The following is a 16,950-nucleotide window of genomic DNA, read 5'->3' as shown; positions in this document are numbered from 1 at the left end:
CGGGTCAGTTAACGGTGACCCAGCGCAGAATAAAGAAGTTATCGGGGCGCTGCGTGAGCGCGATGTTGGCCTGCGTGCCCCAGACCAGCGGCTGGACGTATAAGGGCACATAAGCGACCTCATCCTGCAGGATCTTGGTGACCTCATCGAGCATGGCCTGACGTTTGCCGTCATCGATCTCGGACTGGATCATCGGCAGCAATTCGTCCACACGCGCATTTGAAAAACCACCGAAATTCCAAGAGCCTAGCTTCTTTTCTTCATTCGGTGTGCTGGCAAGAAAACGCACCGGATGTTCGGCGTCAAACGTGCCGGGTGACCAGCCCAGCAGATACATGTCGTAGTTATCGCTGCGCAATTCCGGCCAGTAGTTCTGGACCGGCATGGCATCGAGCGTCGCGCGCATGCCCACTTGCGCCAGCATACCGGTGATCGCCTGACAGACGGATTCGTCATTCAGATAGCGGTCGTTGGGGCATTTCAGCCCGAAAGAGAAACCATCAGGATAGCCTGCTTCCGCCAGCAATGCGCGGGCCTTCTCGGGGTCAAAGGCCGGGCGGCTGGCCAGATCCGCGCTATAGCCGCGCATGGCCGGGCTCACCAGCTGGCTGACCTCTTCGGCGTTCCCACGCATGATCGTCTGCAAGACGGCGGGCACATTCACCGCATGGGCAACCGCCTGACGGACACGCGCATCGGCGAAGGGGTTGGCATCCGTGGTTTCCCCGGAGTACTTCAGCGCCTCCGCTTCATGTGGAAACCCAAGCATGATCACACGGGCTTCGATCCCCTGAATGACCTTCACCTGATCATTTGCAGCCAGCCGGGCCGTGTCCTGAATAGGCACAGGGTTGATGAAATCCACATCGCCCGACAGCAGGGCGGCAACCGCCGTGGCCGGGTTCTGGATCGGGGTCAGTTCGGCACGGGTGATGTTGTGTTCTGCCTCATCCCACCAAGCGCCGAAGGGCTCCAGCACCGTGCGCAATCCCGGCTCTCGCGTCTTCAATTGGAAAGCACCGGTGCCATTGGCGTTCAGGGTGGCGAAGTTGCCATTGTCCTTGTCCGGGCGCGCCGCGTTATTCGCTTCGGCCCAGCCTGAATCCATCATCATCCAGTTGGCAATGCTGTCGGGGAAAATCGGGTTCGGCGCCGTGGTCATGATGTCGACGGTGTAGTCATCGACCACTTTGACCTCGGAGACCGGCGCGAACCAGCTGCGCGTATCGGAGGCTTCATCAGAGGCGCGCTGATACGAAAAGAGCACATCCTGTGCGTCAAACGTACTGCCATCGTGGAAGGTTACGCCCTGCCGCAGGGTAAAGCGCCAGCCTTCCCCCGCGCCAATGGGCTCCCATGCCGTCGCCAGCGCCGGTTCGATGGTCATGTCCTTGCCGCGGCGCACCAGCCCTTCGTAGACGTTGTTGAGAAACCCCAGGACGGCGGCGGAATTCACCGCATGCGGGTCCATCGTTTGCGGGTCGGTCGTCTCGGCCCATCGGAACTCCTCGGCCACAAGGGCAGAGGCGGAAACCATCAAGGCGGCGGCGAGTGAAATGGGACGAAGCATAAGAGGAACCCTTTCAGCAGGAGATGCGGGAAAGCGGTGGCGGCGCGGCCCGGTAATCGGGCCACGCCGTTTTATGTCACAAGCGTCTCAGGCTCAGTTCAGCTTGAAATACTTGATTTTGGGCGAATCTTCCGCTTCGACAACCGTGTCGACCCCGGATTTCATGCCCCAGTTCAGCACCTGGTGGTGGATGGGGATATAGATCTTCTCATCCTGCACCACCTGCCAGATCGCGGCGATATCGGCGTCACGCGCTTCCAGATCGGTGTTCGACGCGAGGCTCTGAATCTTGTCGTTCAGATCGTCGTTGGTGTAGCGCGTCGCATTCCACGACCCATATTTGTCGTCACGCCCGTGTACCAGGAAGTTGAAGATATACTCGGAATCGTAGGTCGGCACGCCCCAGCCCAGCATGTAGAAATCCGTTTCCAGATTGCTGAGCAGCGGGAAGTGTTGCGCCTTGGGCTTGGCATCGAGGTTCACGTTCACCCCGATCTGCGCCAGCATCCCAACGGCGGCCTGGCAGATCGCCTCGTCATTGATGTAGCGGTCATTCGGGCAATCGAGCTGGATCGAGAAACCGTCACCATAACCGGCCTCGCCCATCAGCGTTTTCGCCTTTTCGAGATCGGTGGATGAGGACGCATCCATCGCCTCGTCCCAGCCGTTCACAAAGGGCGGCGCGATCATGCCCGCAGGCGCGGATTGGCCGCGCATCACCACCTGCTTGATGGCATCGCGGTTGATGGCGAGGTTCATCGCCTCGCGCACACGCACATCCGCCAGCGGGTTGGCCCCTTCGACGCTGTCGTTGGCAAGGTCTTCATCGCCGACGTTCATGCCGAAGAAGATCACCCGGTTTTGCGGAGCCGTGCGCACGTCGAGCCCATCGGTACTTGCGACCCGCTCAAGATCCTGCACCGGTACGTCCTGAATGAAATCAACCTCACCGGACAGCAGCGCTGCCACGCGGGTGGCCGCGTTCTGGATCGGCGTGTAGATGATCTCGGTCACTTCGAGCGGGAATTCATCCTTGCCCCAGTAGTTCTCGTTGAGCGCCAGCACGGTCTTGACGTCGGGTTCGCGGCTCACAACCTTGTAGGGCCCTGTGCCGTTGGCATTTTTCGCAGCGAATGTATCCTCGCCACCTTCATAGTCCTGCACCTTCACGGCGTTGTTCGCCTCGGCCCACTCCTGGTCCATGATGAACATATTGGTCAGGTTGTTGGGCATGATCGGGTTCGGACCGTCGGTCACGATCTCGATGGTATAGGCATCCGGCGCGCGCACCTCGGCCACGGAGGCCAACAACTCCTTAAAGTCGGAGTCTTCTGTCATCGCACGGTCAAGGCTGAACTTCACATCCGAACTGTCGAAGGCCGCGCCATCGTGAAAGGTCACACCTTCGCGCAGTTTGAAAATCCAGACGTTGGGGTCATCCTCGGATGGGGTCCATTCGGTCGCAAGGGCCCCCACGATGGTGCCCTCATGATCGCGATGCACTAGCGGCTCCATGATCTGATGGTTCAAGGCGGTGGTTGGGCCTTCGTTCTGTGCATGCGGATCGAGCGTCAGGCTGTCACCCGCGCGGGCCCATCGAAGCGTGTCAGCGGAGGCCAGCGCCGTGCTCGACAGCAGCACCGCGACAGACAGAAGTGATGTGGTGATTTTCATTGTAGTCTCCCCTTTTTGTTTTTCTGACGACAATCTTTGGGACGGGGCACGATTTGGCAAGCCCCTTCTGCAACTTGAACGCGAAGCATGCTGAATCTACTGGCAAAAATTTGCGGGTGCGAAAATCTCAGGCGGCACCGGGCAAGAGGATGCGACGCCCGCCTTCTTCGAAGTCCTTCATCGACAGCGACCAGACCGTCCCGGGCCACCGCAACTCCATCTGACGGCGTTTTGGTCGATAAACCGCCGTGTAAAGCGTGCCGAAACCCGCGTTGAACGCCGTGGAATACAAGGGAGGTTTGAGAAAGGCCCCGATAAACTTTTCTTCGGGGTCCCGGTGCAGGGTGAGCCGGTGCAACAGGAATCGTTCGCGTTCTACCGTGGCGGTGAACCGGGCGTGGCTGACCCATTCGACGTTTTCCTGATGATTGGTGGCAACGGCGGCATGGGTGATCAGCGCAGGCCGGTCGGGCGCCATCATCGCCGTGAGATACCGGCGCTTTTTGTCCAGCACGGTCACATTGTAGCTCATATGCGTCGGAACGCGTGCCAGCACGGCGCTCGCCTCTTCCGCCGTTTCGCAGGTCTGCAACACGTAGCGCAGGATCAGGGGCACACCGAACCCATCACCCACCACGCGCCGCCCGCCGAAGGTGAGCGAAATTGACAGGCCCGCGTCATTGACGCCATCCACCAGCCCCCAGAGCCCGTCGGAGGTGCCCATGACCCGGCGCCCCTGCCATTTCGTGTGCAAAACGAGGCTGTCAAAGGCATTTGGGTTGTAGTCGTAGTTGCGCACCATGACCGGCTCCTTGCCGGTCCAGATCGCCTGGCTGCAGCCCGCGAGATAGGGCGGCGGGCAGTAGAAGGACAAGAACCGCGCCGCCAGATCGCCGCCCCCCGCCAATTCGCAGAGCTCATCATAAAGCGGCACGATCTCCGGCATATGCTGCTGCAAAGCGGAGCGCGACTCCGCATAGGTCGGGCGTGTGCTTTCGCCTTCCTTCAACCACCAGTCTTTGTAGTCCGGCCAGTATTCGGCAAAAAGCCCGGACCATTTCGGCCCGGGGCTGTCTTCACTTACGGCGCGCCATAACATGGGGTGCGCATGTCCTTTCGGGTCAGAGGATCTTGAACGCCGGATCGTCAAAAGCGGTCGCGGTGGGCAGCGGCTTGGCCGTCACCGATTGCTTGATGCCGTGAATCCACTTTTTGGCCCGTTCATTCAACCGGAAATTCTTGGTCATGGACCGGCCGCGCGTCACCAGAATGCCGATGTCTGCCCCTTCATAGCGGTAGTCCCCCGGCTGCAGAATGCGCAGGAAAAACGCCTCGTTCTCGCTCTCCACCGCCCGGCGGTGATAGTCAAAGCGGTCATAGACCACCCGCCCATCCTCCAGCATCTTGTAGATGCCGGTTTCCGGGCTGCCAGTGCAGATGTCCACGCTGTCGTCAGTGTGTTTGATCACCATCTGCGACCAGCTGTCGATATTGGCGCTGTCGGCCCAGCGGGCGTTCAGCTCATCCACATCCAGGTTGAATTTCTTTTTCGAGAATTCCAGCAGGTGGAACAGGAACAGCGGCGCATCCGCATGGGCAAAGGCCGCATGGTTGGTCATGGAGGACGCGCCTGTAATGCGCGGATTAAGCTCGCCCAGCCAGAGATCGCCCGTCTTCTTGTCGATCAGGAAATCGAGCTCAAAATAGCCGCGATAGCCCTCCTTGCGCAGCTGCTCCCCGAACTTGAAGGTCAGATCACGTGCCTTCTGCCGCACTTTCGGCGGAAAGGCGGTCGACAGAATCTCGTTGCCGCACCAGCCGCCGCGATAGGGGGTGAGTTCCTTGAACCCGACCAGCTCCGTCATCAGCGGGCCCACGATGGTGCCTTCCTTGGTGGCACAGGCCTCGATCGCCGATCCCCGGCAGTCGATCCGCTTCATGATCTTGATCTCGCCCTCACCGACGATCTCATGCTCGTGGCGCCGGAAATCGGCCTCGGATTTGATGAAAAACGTCGTATGCCCACTATCGCCAAAGGCGGACTGCAACACCAGATCATGCCCGATCTTGGCCTTTTCGCAGGTCTTCTTCAGGTCCTCATAGGATTTGACCTCGGCCAGGACATTGGGCACCGACGGCACGCCCGCCTTGTTGCCGATGCGCACGGTCTCGATCTTGTTGTCCATCTTCGTGCGCAACTTCGCCTTGGGGAACCAGACCTCCGCGCCCAACTCTTTCGACAGACGCTCGGTCTCCTCGTCAAACATCAGGAAGACGAATTTCGGCTTGCCGCCCCGCCGCTTGATGAAGTCAATCACTTCCTTGTGCTGCAGCAGATAGTTGTTGATGTCCTCGATGGACTGGAATTCCGCATGCGGCTGCTCGGACGGACAGAACACGTTCGGATGCTTGCCGCCGTAGCAGTCGATGTAGCAGATGTATTTGAAATTCTTCACCCATTCATCGAGCCCCAACAGGTTGAAGTTCGTGGCCGAAATGAAATAAATCGGGTCCTCGTTGCGGTGGAAATAGCGGCGGATCTCCGAGATGTTCTTCAGAACCGTGGCTGCCATATCATGATGTCCTCTCTGTTGGTATTATTCGGCCACCTGGGCCAGTTTTTGCGTCACCGGTTTGGCGTCGACGAGCGTTTGTAACGCTTCTTGGGTAAAGACCCGCAGCCCCAGATCGGGCCGGTAGCCGTGGATTTCGCTCACGTCCAGTGCCAGCATGAAAGCCAGGATTTCCTTGCTGACCACCTGTCCGGGCACCAGGATCGGGAAGCCCGGCGGATAGGGGATGATGAAGCTGGCTGACACCACCTCTTCGCCCGCCTCAAGCGCCGCGCCGAGCGACCCGTTGATGTCGTAATAGTCGCATTTCTCCTCGTCGTAGGCGAGAAAGAAGGCCGAGCGGATGTCCCCCTCCCCGGTGACCTCACATTGTCGGAAAGCATCGTGGAAACGGCTGAAGTCCGGCAGCGGCGGCAGCTCTTCCATCAGGTTCTGGACCCGCCGGTCAAACGACAGGCGCTCCATCCGGCTCGCGTCATCCAGGCGCTCATCGAGCGACTTGGCGATCTCCACCAGCACCTCGATCAGGTAGGCGACCGACGACCGCGTGGTACCAATGTTGGTCATGAACAGGACCGTATTGCGCGAGGTCTTGTTGATCTGGATACCGTATTTATCCATCAGGATATCGGTCTTGAACGTGTCGCCGTCCCAGCCCGTACCCCCCACGGCCAGCGTGACCCGCGTGGCATCCAGCACGAAATCATCCTGCTCCCAGCAGTCCCACATATCGGTCCAGCCCTGCTCTGCATCGTAGTAGCTGGTCACGCCCGACTGACGGTGGAAATCCGGGATCATGTCTCCGGCGGTCAATACCTTGAAATACTTGGACAACAGCGGATGCGTCATGATCGCCCGTCGCATCGACATTGCTGCTTCGATCTGGCGCTGGACGAATTCGAACCCTTCCAGTTCCACCTGCCGCCGTCCCACGTCGAGGCTTGCGATGATCTGGTAATTCGGCGAGGTCGATGTGTGCGTCATGTAGGCCTCGTGAAACGCCTGCTCCACCTCACCTTTGAAGTCCTGATCAAAGACATGGATCATCGACCCCTGCCTGAGCGACGTCAGCGTCTTGTGGGTCGATTGCGTCGCATAGGCCCGCACGCGGGCGTTGGGGGGCGGGATCAAGCGCGTTTCAAGCAGTTTTTCGTCGTCGCAATCCGCTAACATCGACTTTTGCGCCTCATAGAGCCGTTCATGCGTGTCGCTGCGGAATTTCTCTTTGAGATTACCCGCCGCTGCCATGGCCGTGCGTTGGCGATAGGTTGGATTGAACCGCGCGAAGGCAAACCACGCCTCGTCCCACAGGAAGATCAGGTCCGGTTTGATCGCCAGACACTCCTCCATCACCCGCTCGACATTGTAGACCAGTCCGTCAAAGGTGCAGTTGGTCAACAACAGCATCCGCACCCGGTCCAGCTTACCTTCGGCCTTGAGCTTCAAAAGCTGATGCTTGATCTCGCGCAGCGGCACCGCGCCGTACATCGAATATTCATTGAGCGGATAGCTGTCGAGGTAACAGACCTGCGCGCCCGCCAGCACCATGCCGTAGTGGTGCGACTTGTGACAGTCGCGATCGACCAACACGATATCTCCAGGCCGAACAAGGGCTTGCACGACGATCTTATTGCAGGTCGAGGTCCCGTTTGTCGCGAAAAACGTCTGCTTCGATCCGAAAGCGCGGCTGGCCAGTTCCTGTGCTTCCTTGATCGGCCCGTGCGGCTCCAGCAGGCTGTCGAGGCCGCCCGAGGTGGCCGAGGTTTCAGCGAGGAAGATATTGGGCCCGTAGAAGGCCCCCATATCCTGTATCCAGTGACTGCGGCTGATCGATTTTCCACGACTGATCGGCATCGCGTGGAACACCCCCGTGGGCTGCTTGGAATACTCGACAAGCGCGGTAAAGAACGGGGTCTTGTTGCGGGCTTGCACCCCGCGCAGGATGTTCAGGTGCAACTCCATGAAGTCTTCCTGATTGTAGAAGACCCGGCGGCAAATCCCCAGATCAAGCCCGGCGATCTCCTCCACCGAGCGTTCGGTGACCAGATAGGCGTCAAGCTCGGGCCGCACCTTGGCCACCAACCGACACAATTCCGGCCCGTAGTTTTCGGGCAGCATGTTGTCGATCTCTTCCTGCCCGCCGGCGCGGGTGATGAACCGGGCAACGATCTCCTGATCCATCTTGGATTTCAGCACCAGCCCGGGGCGCACCACGATGGCCTGGATGTTGTGGTTGAAGAGCACCGCAACCAGCGCGTCCTCAAGGCTCGGCACCACCAGCGCCTCGTAGACAAACGGGTCTTCGGCGCGACGCATTCGCGTGACATTGCTGCGCAGCCAGCGTTCCTGGTGCTCGTTCACATTGTCGACAATCAGCACTTCGAAATAAGGTTTGGCCAATGCCCGCGCCTCGGGCGGCAGCATCGCCTCGTCATCATGCTCTTCGGCATCGACACTGTCGCGCTCCAGCGGGATGTGGCGCCGGCGGTATGCCCCGGTCGTCAGCGCGCGCGTTACCCGCCCCACAGCAAAAGCCAGATCATCCAAGGAGTTATGCTCGAACTGCCGCCGCATGTGGTCGAAAGCCGACATGCCGGGGAACGCCCAATAGGGTTCGATCACGGCGAGCGACTTGAAAAGCTCCTCGACCGTCTTGCGCAGTTCCGCTTCCTGTTTGGGCTTTGGACCGCGGGTCAACGCGGCAGTTGTTTCGCGCAGCGCGCTCCACCTGTCCGAGCGCAATTGGATCGCCGAAGAGTAGTCGTTTATCGCGTGCATCAGTTGTCCTCCGCTGTCCGGGAAAACCACCGATTATACGCCGGGCGGAAGGGACCGCCCGGCAAGGCCCGGCGATCTACCCGCTAGATTGTTTTTCGCTCCCCCGAATTTCTTCGGTCGGGGGTTGGGGTGCTGCCTCTGTTTGGGCAGTTTTCGTCGTATTGGACGCAGGATGCGCGGTCACGGATCCGGACAGCGTGTCAATCGCCATACCTTTGAAAGCAGGCGTGTCCTGAACTTTTTCTGCTGGCACATCCACGTGAAGTCCCGCGCGCGTCCCTTGTTGAGGTATTTCCAGTGGACCCAACGTCTTGAGATAGGCATCGGTTCCGCTGTTCCGGTCATAGACCGAGAAATCGACGGACCGGTCGCGGAAACTCTTGAGGACCTGACCCAGCCCCTTCATGCCGGTTTCGCGCTGGCGGCGCACCATCGACAGGTCGACCTCGATGGGGAACATATCTTCCTGTCCCGCAGACTGGTGCAGCACATGGGCCGAGGGGTCCACGACCAGCGATTTGCCCACGCCGCCCGCGCCAAGCCCGTTTACGTCAAAGACGTAACATTGGAACTGTGCCGCCGTGGACCGGGCGATTGCCAGTTCCGCGTCCCGGTCGGTTGTCCCGGTCAGCACCGGGTGCAACAGCACCTCGACACCCTGCGCTGTGAGTTGCCGCGTGGTCTCGGGGAACCAGATATCGTAGCAGATCGACAGACCGAACCGCCCGACCTCCGGCACGTCGAAGACGCAGAATTCCGTGCCCGCGGCAATGCCCGTTTCATAGGGCCGGAAGGGGAACATCTTGGCATAGCGCTTGATGATCTCACCCTCGGGGTTGATCACCACGGCGGTATTGAACACCATGCCCGTCTCCGGATCGCGCAGAAACATCGAACCGGGGATCAGCCAGACGCGATGCTTGCGCGCCGCTTCGCAGAAGGTGTCGAGCGCATCGTTCTGCGGGGCCTGGGCAAATTTGTCGAGCGGACCGTAGGGCGCCAGCTCGGAAAACAGCACCATCTGCGTCCAGGGGAACCGCGCCATCAGCACGTCCAGCCGGTGGATCATCCCTTCCACATTGGAATGCAGCGCGTTCACATACATCTGCACGCCGGCAATGGCGAATGGGGTCATAACAAAACACTCCGTCGCGGCGAAGGGGGCCAACATGACCCACATACGACTTCGCGCCACGTTGCCTTACGCCCATCTGCTGTCAGTTGGAACCTCAGGAACAGGCGTAAAGTGAAAACGACGTTAAGGCACTTTGAGAGAATAGGCGTTTCAGCCTGCTTGCGCGCTGTACGACCGGCTGGATCGATTAGTATTTTAAACGCGCGCATCACCTCTCCCTTTTGATCTTCAGCAGGAAAGGCGGCCCGACGCCCCCGCACGGGCGGATGACGACGGTGAGGCTCCCCAATCCTCCGGCAGGTGCGCCCCGGCTTATTCTGCGGCCGGATTCGCTATATTGTTCATGCGCACCCTGTTGTCCAAAAGCGTACGAAGCTTTTGAGTGTTGTTCAAGCGCAATACCTGAATCCTGCCCACCAAAGCGTGACAGCAGGAATCCTTGCGCAAATCCGCACAATGAATCATCATTCGGGGATGTTTAATTTTTCGTGATGCCAGCAGTCCCTCGTGCCCAAAGCGCGCGCCCTGAAAACTGCGGCCACAGCAGGAAGATATATGCCAGATCTCGGATCCATGATGCGCTACACCACCTTCACAGGCGTGGTAGTGGCCAGTTTTCTTTGCCTGATTGCCGCGCTGATCTGGACCGGGTGGATGCTGATCCCGGCAGCGTTCTTCATCTTCCTGTCGTTTCTGGGGCTGCATGACGTACGGCAGCCACACCATTCGATCCTGCGCAACTACCCGGTGCTGGGCCATATGCGGTTCCTCTTCGAGGGCATCCGCCCGGAAATCCGCCAGTATCTCATCGAATCCGATCAGGATGAGGAGCCGTTTTCCCGTGATGCCCGCAGTCTGGTCTATCAGCGCGCCAAGGGGCAGGAAGACAAACGCCCCTTTGGCACACGGCAAAGGGTGTATGATGCGGGTTATGCCTGGGTGACGCATTCCGTCATCCCGATCCATATCGAAGATACGGATTTCCGCGTGAAAATCGGGGGTGACGCCTGCAAACAACCCTATGACGCGTCGCTCTATAACATCTCGGCGATGAGCTTCGGCTCTCTCTCTGCCAACGCCATCGAGGCGCTGAACACTGGCGCAAAACTGGGCGGCTTTGCCCATGACACCGGTGAAGGCTCGGTCAGCCGCTACCACAAGGCGGGCGGTGGTGATCTGATCTATCAGGTCGCGTCGGGCTATTTCGGCTGCCGGGCGGAAGACGGCTCCTTTGATCCCGAAAAATTCAAGGAAACGGCCAGCCTCGACCAGATCAAGATGATCGAGTTGAAGCTCAGCCAGGGCGCGAAGCCGGGGCATGGCGGCATGCTGCCGGCCTCGAAAATCAGCCCCGAGATTGCCGAGGCCCGGGGCATTCCCATGGGCGAGGACTGTATTTCTCCCGCCGCGCACTCGGCCTTTTCGACGCCCATCGAGATGATGCAGTTCATCGGAGAATTGCGCGATTTATCAGGGGGTAAGCCAGTGGGGTTCAAGCTCTGCATTGGCCACCGGCGGGAGTTCATGTGCATGGTGAAAGCGATGCTGGAAACCGGGATCGCACCGGATTTCATCGTGGTGGACGGCACGGAGGGCGGCACGGGCGCGGCCCCGGTCGAGTTCTCCAACCACATCGGCATGCCCCTGATCGAGGGGCTGACCTTCGTGCACAACACCCTGCGCGGCGCCGGTCTGCGCGGACAGGTCAAGATTGGGGCGGCGGGCAAGATCATCTCCGCTTTCGACATCGCGCGGGCGCTGGCGCTTGGGGCCGACTGGTGCAATTCGGCGCGCGGGTTCATGTTCGCCATCGGCTGCATTCAGGCGCAGGCCTGCCACACCAACCACTGCCCCGTCGGCGTGGCCACGCAGGACCCGGTCCGCCAACGGGCGCTTGATGTCGGCTCAAAGTCGCAACGCGTCGCGCGGTTTCACGACAACACCCTGCAAGCCTTGGGTGAAATGACGGGGGCTGCCGGGCTCGAACACCCCGGGGATTTCATGCCGCAACATATGATGGTGCGTCTGGGCGACAAGGAAATGGTCGAGGGCAACGAGGCCTATCCCTATCTGCCGGAAGGATTTTTGCTCAACACCCAGGAAGATATCGGCGCCGACTACCGCAAACGCTGGGCGCGGGCGAGCGCCAAAAGCTTCGCACCCCCACCCTGTTAAAAGGGCGCTCAAAGGCGCCCTTTCTGGTAGTGCTTTGGTGGCGCGCATCAGGCGGTCTGTTCAGCCACCGCATCAGCGAGTGCCGCCTCAAAGATCGCTATCCCTTCGGCAATGATCTCGTCTGACGCCGTCAGGGGCACCATGATCCGCAAGGCGTTGCCGTGCATCCCGCAGGCCAGCAGGATCAACCCGCGTTTGAGCGCATGGGCGCAGATGGATTTCACGAGCGCTGCATCCGGTGTCGCGGTCTCAAAGTCGGTGACGAATTCGACTGCCAGCATGGCGCCAAGGCCGCGGATGTCCCACATCCGGTAGGGCGCGACCCGCGCGCCGATCTCGGCAAAACGGGCGCGGAAGGTCTCGCCCATCTCCAACGAACGGGCCAGCAGCCCTTCGCTCTCAATGGCTTCGATCGCGGCCAGGGCGGCGGCGCAGGCCACCGGGTTACCGCCGTATGTCCCGCCCAGTCCACCGGGCGCCATCGCGTCCATGATGTCCGCACGTCCGATCACACCGGCAATCGGGTAGCCGCCTGCCATGGATTTCGCCACGGTGATCAGATCCGGCACCACGCCGGAATGCTCAATCGCAAACCATGTGCCGGTACGGCCGAAGCCCGCCTGGATTTCATCTGCAATGAGCAGGATACCATGCTCGTCGCAGATCTGGCGCAGCGCCTGCATCATCTCGAAGGGCACGGGCGTGTACCCCCCTTCGCCCAGCACGGGTTCGATGATGATCGCGGCAACACGGTCCGGCTGTGCATCGGTCAGGAAAAGGTTTCGCAATCCGGTCAGCGCATCTTCCACGGTGATCCCGTCCCGCACGGAGGGGAATGGCGCGCGGAAGATATCCGACGGGAAGGGGCCCACGTCTTTCTTGTAGGGGCTGATCTTGCCGGTCATGCCCAGCGTCAGCAGCGTGCGGCCATGATAACCCCCGGTGAAGGCGATCACACCCGGGCGACCCGTCGCGGCACGCGCGATCTTCACCGCGTTTTCAACGGCTTCCGCGCCTGTGGTCACCAGCAGTGACTTCTTCGCATGATCACCCGGCGCCAGCGCATTCAGCTTTTCTGCAAGTGCGACATAGGGCTCATAGGGCACCACCTGAAAGGAGGTATGCGTATACTTATCTTCCTGTGCCTTCGCCGCCGCGACGACCGACGGGTGGCGGTGCCCGGTGTTCAGCACGGCGATGCCACCGGCGAAATCGATGTAGCGCTTGCCTTCCACATCCCAGAGCTCGGCGTTCTCCGCACGCTCCGCAAACACAGGCGCGGCAGAGGCGACGCCGCGCGGGACAGCCGCCTCGCGGCGAGCGAGCAGCGCTGCATTGCTCTGTTCGGCGGGCGTCGTGGAAACCACGGCGATCTTGCGGGCTTTTGCCGCGCGGGGCTTGCGCGGTTTTTTTGCCGCAGGCGTTTTGACAGTGCTGGCCATATGCTCATTCCTTTGATGTCAGGCGAGGTGTTTAAAATATCGATACGCCGTTTAATTTTGTTGTCAATCGTGATTCTGCAGCCGTTTTTATGGAATGGATGACTTCTCGATCGCGGCTGGCAGAAAAGGGATTGAGCACAGACCCGGCTTGCTGTTTAAAAAACCAAGCAAAACCAACATGTCACCCGAAAGACGAGGAACCGGCCCCTTGGATATTGGACACAGGCTACGCACGATCCGAAAAAAACGGGGGCTTTCCCAGCGGGAACTTGCCACACGGGCAGGGCTGACCAATGGCACGATTTCCCTGATCGAGCAGAACAAGACCAGCCCGTCCGTGGCCTCGCTCAAAAGCCTGTTGGATGCGATTCAGGTGTCGATGGCCGAATTCTTTGCCACGCTCGAAGAGACCAGCCAGAGCAAATACTTCTACACCGCCGAGGAATTCACCGAAATCGCACCCCCCGATCTCGATGGACCGCAGGCGCAACTCCTGTCCCTGCGCCAGCTGGGGAACGCGCAGGAGCACGCGCTGCAGCTGCTGCACGAGCGCTATGCCCCGGGTGCGGATACCGGGCCGGAACTGCTCAGCCATGATGCGGAAGAGGCCGGGGTGATCATTCGCGGTCAAATCGAGATCACCGTGGACGACGAGGTCGGCACCTTAGGCCCCGGCGACGGGTATCTTTTCAACAGCCAGTTGCCCCACCGGTTCCGAAACACCGGGACCGAAGAGTGCGAGATCATTAGCGCCTGCACACCGCCCAGTTTTTGACAAAAAACCCCTGATCGCCTTGGGCAATCAGGGATCAATCTGTTTCGGCTTTCTTCCGCCGTTACCCGGCGATGGCTCTAAAGCAAAGGCGAGCCCCTTGCGCAAAGATGACCAACAATGGTCCGTCACGACAACGATCTAGTCGTTGTCATCACCACGTCTGTCTTTGCCCTCGCTCGTCAAAACAAGAACAATCAGCGCAACCACAGTCAGAATGGAAAGCCCGAAAACGAACAGGTCAATAGACATGTCAGGGTTCCTTTCGTCAGTGTTCGCAGGAAAAACGCTATTTGCTTCGAATTTGTTCCATAGCTGCGCGAAATTTGGTTAATAGTCCTGCACGATTTTAACCCGATGCGGCACGGGAAAGGTCAGCGTCAGGTGGTGCACCCCCTCCTCGATCTCGGTGATGACCTCGGCATTCAGCTGCCGGGCGAAGGCATTGATCAACTGCGTGCCAAGTCCGGTGCCCTCTGCCTCCGGCGCCGCACCGACCGAGTTGGAAATTTTGAAAACGGCCGTTTCACTGTCCTTTTGCGACAGATCGATCCTGAGTTCTGCGGGGTTCTGCGCGGTTGCCTGTCCAATGTATTTCATCGCGTTGGTGACGGCCTCGGACACCAACAGGCTCAGCGGGGCACCATCATCTGTATCCAGTTGCACAGACGCGTAAGACTGCCCCACCGTGATGGCAGACCCCGCAGGCAGACCAACCACCAGCAGTTGCCCCACGATCTCTTCAATCAGCGCCCCGGCGTCAAAGCGCTCCAACCCTTGGCTTTGGTAGAGGTTCTTATGCACGGTCGCGAGGCCGAGAATGCGTTCCTGCAAGCGCTTGAGAACAAGGCGCGATTCATCGGTCGGGGCCCGACGGATCTGCATGTTCATGATCGAGGAGATCAGTTGCAGGTTGTTCTTGACCCGGTGATGCACCTCTTTCAGCAGAATGTTCTTTTCCCGCAACGAATCCTCTAGCGACGCCTCATCCCGGATGATCGACTCCGCCATGCCCATGAACGCCGTCTGAATATCCACGAATTCCTTCGGCACCCCCTGCCCCATGGCAGACCGCGGCATTGACCGGTTGTAGGCGAAAAGGCGCATCTGGCGGCCCAGTTTGCGGATGTATCGAATGGCCAGCCGATTGATCGACCAGAATGCGACCACCAGGCTGGCTATCCACATAAGAATGGGCAGAAAGATACTGAGAGTACCCGTCTGATTTGCGCTGGCCAGCACATCGGCCTGACGCCAGATGCTCATGGCGTAGACGACGTCGGGCACAATCGGCACCACCGCGTAAACCCGCTCCTCCGCGTCGCTGTTCACATCCTCAAAGACCGTGGTGTGGTCACCCACAAGCGTTTTCAGGCTCCGGTTCAACGGCAGATCCGCCTCTGTCACCAGACGCGCCCGCTCGGACGTCAGCAAGTCACCTGCCGCATTGAAGATCACAAGATCGGAGGGGTTGATCTCGGTCGGGAAATCCACGTTTTCCTCCAGCGTTGTCAGATCGATGGACAGCAACATGAAGCCGCTGAACACATCGCGTTCGAAAACCGGGCTCACAACCACCAGCGTGGGCTGTTGCGTGACGGGCCCGGTGCGGCTCAGGATGACGGATCGCTCCGACATGGCCAGCGCCCCATCGAAATCCGGATAAGCGCTGAAATCGTATTCTCCACCGACCGATGAGCAGGTCATCACACCATCTGCCGGCAGGAAACCCACCAGCGAATAGACGCCAGAGGCTTGCTGGTAAGTGCGCAGGAAAGACACGCAGGCCTCTGCATCCTCGATAAACAACCGCACGATGGAGCTGAGCGCCTCTGCGGCACCAAAGCCCTGCTGGATGAAATTGCGCTCCGCCCCGGAGGCTTGTTCCGTCAGGCCGAGCAGCGACAATTCCGTCGCCGCTTCTGCCTGACGGGCGATCTCGCGGGTCTGAACGACGGCGATGAGGCCGAAGGGTAACAGAGCCAGCGACAGGAATACGAGGATACGGAAGGCGAGACCACGAAAGACATCGCCATCCAGAAACCCGCCTGTCATGATCAGAAGGAGGTGGCCTTGGACGCCGTCAGCACAGACATGGTCGCATCATCGGTCATTTCCAGCGCCTCATCGTCGTCCAGTTGCATCAGTTCGGCCAGCCGTTGTCGCGCCCGGTTGGTGCGGCTCTTGATCGTTCCAACCGCAACGCCACACATATCCGCGGCTTCTTCGTAAGAAAACCCCGATGCGCCCACCAGCAACAGCGCCTCGCGCTGCTCATCGCTCAGCTGTGCAAAAGCTTGCCGGAAATCGGTCATCTGCAACCGCCCGTCGTGCGCGGGCTTTTCCGCCAGGCCCTCGGTGTGGGCTCCGTCGACGTCGGCGACTTCGCGCTTTGCCTTGCGGCGGGAGGAATAATAGGTGTTCCGCAGGATGGTGAAGAGCCAGGCGCGCATGTTTGTCCCGACCTGAAACTTGTCGATGTTTGTCCAGGCCTTGACCAGCGTGTCCTGCACCATGTCATCCGCCGTCGCGCTGTTTCGGGTCAGGCTGATGGCAAAGGCACGCATGGCGGGCAGATGTTCCACCAACGCCTCGCGGGGGTCGGGCGCACTCATTTTTTGGACCCCTTGGACTGGTCCTGCTGCTTGAGCGCATCCAGCAAATCCTTGAATCTGTCCGGCACGCCTTCTTCCAGCGCCTCCTCATAAACCCGCTTCAAGTTTTCGTCGATTACGCTTTCACGTTTCCTGTTTGCGCCTGACTGAGTCATACTGCCGATCATTCCCCGAGAAGGTTAATAATATCCCACCTGCGTCGGAACCAAACTCGTA

12 protein-coding genes are annotated in these 16,950 nt (G+C 59.8%); 2 read left to right on the top strand and 10 right to left on the bottom strand.

Annotation, left to right across the window (positions count from 1 at the left end; translation table 11 throughout):
• Window positions 1-4: 4 nt before the first annotated feature.
• From ISX84_RS20045 to ISX84_RS20020, 6 genes are all read right to left on the bottom strand, one after another.
• Entirely contained in the window at window positions 5-1,570 is a 1,566-nt protein-coding gene (locus ISX84_RS20045; protein WP_195822181.1) for an ABC transporter substrate-binding protein, read from the bottom strand.
• Window positions 1,571-1,663: 93 nt separating this feature from the next.
• Window positions 1,664-3,244, bottom strand: coding sequence for an ABC transporter substrate-binding protein (locus ISX84_RS20040; RefSeq protein ID WP_195822180.1), 1,581 nt, complete (start codon window positions 3,242-3,244; stop codon window positions 1,664-1,666).
• Between the two features lie 127 nt (window positions 3,245-3,371).
• Complete coding sequence (locus ISX84_RS20035) at window positions 3,372-4,343, bottom strand: C45 family autoproteolytic acyltransferase/hydolase (RefSeq protein WP_195822179.1); 972 nt, start codon at window positions 4,341-4,343, stop codon at window positions 3,372-3,374.
• A 22-nt stretch (window positions 4,344-4,365) separates the two neighbouring features.
• A complete protein-coding gene (locus tag ISX84_RS20030) occupies window positions 4,366-5,817 on the bottom strand; it encodes a biotin carboxylase (protein ID WP_195822178.1) in 1,452 nt (483 codons plus the stop codon).
• A gap of 24 nt (window positions 5,818-5,841) precedes the next feature.
• Window positions 5,842-8,595: an aminotransferase class I/II-fold pyridoxal phosphate-dependent enzyme gene (locus ISX84_RS20025; protein ID WP_195822177.1), complete on the bottom strand. Its 2,754-nt coding sequence runs from the start codon at window positions 8,593-8,595 to the stop codon at window positions 5,842-5,844.
• A 76-nt stretch (window positions 8,596-8,671) separates the two neighbouring features.
• A complete protein-coding gene (locus tag ISX84_RS20020; RefSeq protein ID WP_195822176.1) occupies window positions 8,672-9,730 on the bottom strand; it encodes a carbon-nitrogen hydrolase family protein in 1,059 nt (352 codons plus the stop codon).
• Between the two features lie 555 nt (window positions 9,731-10,285).
• On the opposite strand from ISX84_RS20020, the gene ISX84_RS20015 reads away from it, so the two are divergent.
• Window positions 10,286-11,905: an FMN-binding glutamate synthase family protein gene (locus ISX84_RS20015; RefSeq protein WP_195822175.1), complete on the top strand. Its 1,620-nt coding sequence runs from the start codon at window positions 10,286-10,288 to the stop codon at window positions 11,903-11,905.
• 47 nt (window positions 11,906-11,952) lie between these two features.
• On the opposite strand, the gene gabT is transcribed toward ISX84_RS20015, so the two are convergent.
• Window positions 11,953-13,347, bottom strand: coding sequence for a 4-aminobutyrate--2-oxoglutarate transaminase (gabT, locus tag ISX84_RS20010; RefSeq protein ID WP_195822174.1), 1,395 nt, complete (start codon window positions 13,345-13,347; stop codon window positions 11,953-11,955).
• Between the two features lie 208 nt (window positions 13,348-13,555).
• Between gabT and ISX84_RS20005 the strand changes: the two genes are divergently transcribed.
• Window positions 13,556-14,122, top strand: coding sequence for a cupin domain-containing protein (locus ISX84_RS20005; protein WP_195822173.1), 567 nt, complete (start codon window positions 13,556-13,558; stop codon window positions 14,120-14,122).
• Between the two features lie 327 nt (window positions 14,123-14,449).
• On the opposite strand, the gene ISX84_RS20000 is transcribed toward ISX84_RS20005, so the two are convergent.
• From ISX84_RS20000 to ISX84_RS19990, 3 genes are read right to left on the bottom strand one after another with little or no spacing between them, the layout of a single operon-like run.
• Window positions 14,450-16,174: a sensor histidine kinase gene (locus ISX84_RS20000; protein ID WP_195822172.1), complete on the bottom strand. Its 1,725-nt coding sequence runs from the start codon at window positions 16,172-16,174 to the stop codon at window positions 14,450-14,452.
• 2 nt (window positions 16,175-16,176) lie between these two features.
• A complete protein-coding gene (locus ISX84_RS19995) occupies window positions 16,177-16,734 on the bottom strand; it encodes an RNA polymerase sigma factor (RefSeq protein ID WP_195822171.1) in 558 nt (185 codons plus the stop codon).
• Window positions 16,731-16,889 carry a NepR family anti-sigma factor gene (locus tag ISX84_RS19990; protein ID WP_229884447.1) on the bottom strand — a complete coding sequence of 53 codons (159 nt, stop codon included), beginning with the start codon at window positions 16,887-16,889 and terminating at the stop codon, window positions 16,731-16,733. The genes ISX84_RS19995 and ISX84_RS19990 overlap by 4 nt, the downstream gene beginning before the upstream one ends.
• Window positions 16,890-16,950 lie beyond the last annotated feature (61 nt).

It is taken from the genome of Roseobacter sp. MH60115, assembly GCF_015644665.1.
Lineage (GTDB): Bacteria > Pseudomonadota > Alphaproteobacteria > Rhodobacterales > Rhodobacteraceae > Roseobacter.
The sequence above is the reverse complement of the archived record's forward strand: the minus strand, read 5'-3'. Positions and strand labels throughout refer to the sequence as shown.